The 2,113-nt window shown below is 62.9% G+C and carries 2 protein-coding genes; both read right to left on the reverse strand.

The genetic code is table 11. The features are described 5' to 3' along the window. Positions 1 to 503: IS21-like element ISSsp5 family helper ATPase IstB (gene istB / locus AC58EF_RS28390; protein ID WP_319324976.1), on the reverse strand; the 503-nt coding region annotated here is incomplete at its 3' end. Then, a complete protein-coding gene (gene istA / locus AC58EF_RS28395; protein WP_443217259.1) occupies positions 500 to 1,993 on the reverse strand; it encodes an IS21 family transposase in 1,494 nt (497 codons plus the stop codon). The genes istA and istB, both read right to left, overlap by 4 nt. Between the last annotated feature and the right edge of the window lie 120 nt (positions 1,994 to 2,113).

Below are 2,113 nucleotides of genomic sequence, written 5' to 3' on the forward strand. Positions count from 1 at the left end.
AGCAGCTTGTATCCGGCCATCTGCTTCTGGAAGCGCAGAAGACGGCGCTCGTCGCGGGCCTCCATCATTTCGCTGACCAGCGCTGCCGCGGTGGTGAAGCCCACCGACAGTCCTTTCTGGCATGCTGCCAGTCCGAGCCCCAACGCTACGTGCGTCTTTCCGGTGCCTGATGGCCCCAGAGCGATGGCGTTCTCACGCCGCTCGATCCACTCGCAGCGCGCCATCTCGAGCACCTGCATCTTGTTGAGCCTGGGGATGGCGGCGAAGTCGAAGCTGTCGAGGCTTTTGACGGCGGGGAAGCGCGCGGCCTTGATGCGCCGCTCGACCATGCGACGCTCCCTGTCGATCATTTCCATCTCGACGAGGCGGGCAAGGAAGCGGATATGATCGACGCCTTCAGCGGCACATTGCCGCGCGAGCTTGTGATGCTCACGCAGGCACGTAGGCAGCTTGAGCGCCTTGAGATGGTGAGCGAGAAGGATCTCCGGGGCCTGATCGCTCATGCGGCCTCCTGCCGGTCGGAGAGCAGGCTCAGATAGGCTCTGGCAAAGGTCTTCTCGACCGTGGTGCGTGGCAGGAAGGGATAGACGTCCAGGTCCAGCCTAGGCGGTACGCGTTCGATCCGGCACAGGACGAGGTGCTTGACGGCATCGAAGCCGATGGCGCCAAGATCGATGGCCTGTTCGACCGCCGCCTGGAGATCGGCGAGGGTGAACGTTTCCAGCAGGCGCAGTACCTGCACATATTCGCGCTTGCCATGTTTGTGCATGCGCCCTTCCATCAACCGCTGCAGTGTCGTGAACGCTTCGGGCAGGTCCCAGCCCTGCAAAGGCGCAGCCTGGTCGAATGCGTTGATCTTCTGCTCGATCAGCGGGAGATAATGGAGCGGGTCGAAGACAACCTCCTCGCGGGCATAGCAACGAGGATGACGGGCGATGACTTCGCTGCGGCAGCCGATCACCACCTCATCGACATAGGCCCTGATCCAGACCTCCTGATGGCCCCAGGCCACCGGAACCGAATAATCGTTGGTCCTGTAGCGCACCAGGGATTGCGAGGAGACCCGCCCGCCTTTCTGATCGCAGGCCTCGAAGGGTGTAGCGGGCAGAGGCTGCATGGCGGCAAGATCGCGCTGCAGCCGCTCACCGATCGTCTCGCTCTGCCCGCGCACCTTGTCCTGCTGGCGCTCGCGGCATTGCTCCTCCAGCCACAGGTTGAACGCCTCCCAGGTCGGGAACTTCGGGATCGGCACCATGAAGTTGCGCCGGCAATAGCCTACCAGCCCCTCCACATTGCCCTTCTCGTTCCCCTTGCCCGGGCGAGCATAGCGGTCGCGGATCACGTAATGTGACAGGAAAGCGCTGAACAATGTTGCACGCTGCCGCGTGCCGTCGGGCAGGATCTTCGCCACAAGGCAGCGATCGTTGTCATAGACGATCGAGCGCGGTACCGCGCCGAAAAACGCGAAGGCATGCACGTGTCCGTCCACCCAGGCCTCCGCCACCGCCGCCGGATAGGCCCGCACATAGCAGGCATCACTGTGCGGCAGATCGAGCGCGAAGAAGTAGGCCTTCTGCTCCACCCCGCCGATCTCCACCAGCGCTTCCCCGAAATCGGCCTGCGCATCTCCCGCAGGGTGCGCCAGCGGCACGAACATCTCCCGGCTGCGCTGTTCGCGCTCCCGGATGTAATCCTTGATGATCGTATAGCCGCCGGTGAAACCATGCTCGGTGCGCAAACGGTCGAATACCCGCTTCGCCGTATGGCGTTGCTTGCGCGGGACACTGCGGTCACCCTCAAGCCATCCATCAATGATCGCCACAAACCCGTCCAGCTTCGGGCGCTGCGGTACGGACTGGCGCCGGTAACCCGGCGGCGATGAAAACGACAGCATCTTGCGTACCGTATCGCGCGACAAATTGAAACGCTTCGCCGCCGCCCGTTGGCTCATGCCATCCGCGCAAGCCAGACGGACCTGAAGATAAAGTTCCACGCTGTAGATCCCCACACCTCCCTGACTCGGCAGAAAGGCTTCAAGGTGGACGACTTTTACGCCGCCCGCAGCAGGACTATCCCGCCGCTACCGTGGTCGAATATTGCTCCGCCGTTCTCA

It is taken from the genome of Sphingobium sp. WR1 (genome assembly GCF_059693745.1).